We start from the raw sequence: 359 nt of genomic DNA, 5'->3' as shown, positions 1-359 counted from the left end.
AATTTATCGCATCGAGCCCGCTCGCGGCGCCCTCCGGCTTCGTCGCGGTCGACGAGGCGACGCTCCGCCATAGTGTGTACGCCAATGTCTTCGCGCTCGGGGATGTCGCTGCAACCACCAACGCCAAGACTGCGGCCGCCGCGCGCAAACAGGCGCCTGTCGTGGCGCTCAACGCGCTCGCCGCGCTCGATGGCGCTCCGCCAGTGGCAGCTTATGACGGTTATGGGAGCTGCCCGCTGACCGTCGAAGCGGGGAAGATCGTCCTCGCCGAATTCGGCTATGGCGGGAAATTGCTCCCGACCTTTCCCAAATGGATGATCGAGGGCACGCGGCCGTCGCGCATCTCCTGGCTGCTCAAG

At 65.7% G+C, this 359-nt stretch carries 1 pseudogene; it reads left to right on the top strand.

The window, feature by feature from the left end:
- Positions 1–359: pseudogene (locus FLQ44_RS19880) on the top strand (hypothetical protein); the annotation flags it as partial.

It is taken from the genome of Vogesella mureinivorans (assembly GCF_007644035.1).
Classification (GTDB): domain Bacteria; phylum Pseudomonadota; class Gammaproteobacteria; order Burkholderiales; family Chromobacteriaceae; genus Vogesella; species Vogesella mureinivorans.
Note: the sequence above shows the minus strand (reverse complement) of the source record. Positions and strands in the feature narration are given on the sequence as shown.